This is a genomic window from Pseudoalteromonas sp. GW168-MNA-CIBAN-0100 (genome assembly GCF_040309225.1).
Taxonomy (GTDB): Bacteria; Pseudomonadota; Gammaproteobacteria; order Enterobacterales; family Alteromonadaceae; genus Pseudoalteromonas; species Pseudoalteromonas arctica.
This window is the reverse complement of the sequence record NZ_JBEOOL010000342.1, coordinates 1-315: the sequence shown is the minus strand read 5'-3', so window position 1 is coordinate 315 and position 315 is coordinate 1. Positions and strand designations below refer to the sequence as shown.

Here is a 315-nt window from a genome sequence, read left to right as displayed (position 1 = left end):
CGTGGCGTAAAAATCATTGGAGCCACAGCTCACTTTGTCAATAACGAGTTAGACGAAGGGCCTATTATTTTGCAAGATGTTACGCCTGTAACCCACGCAGAAACTGCAAAAATGATGGCCAATATGGGTAAAGATGTAGAAAAAACAGTATTTTGTAAAGCGCTACAACTTGCCTCTGAGCATAAGCTATTTATTAACGGTAATAAAACCGTGGTGTTTTCGTAAAACAAAAATGCCAGCAAATTATGCTGGCATTTTTAAACAATTAAATAATACTTATTGTATTACCCAGGTACTATTAAGGCGTGTAATAAG

1 protein-coding gene is annotated in these 315 nt (G+C 36.5%); it reads left to right on the top strand.

The window, feature by feature from the left end; translation table 11 throughout:
- The coding region (locus AAEY62_RS21400) for a formyltransferase family protein (RefSeq protein ID WP_350636397.1) at positions 1-225 on the top strand (225 nt) is incomplete at its 5' end.
- Positions 226-315: the final 90 nt, after the last annotated feature.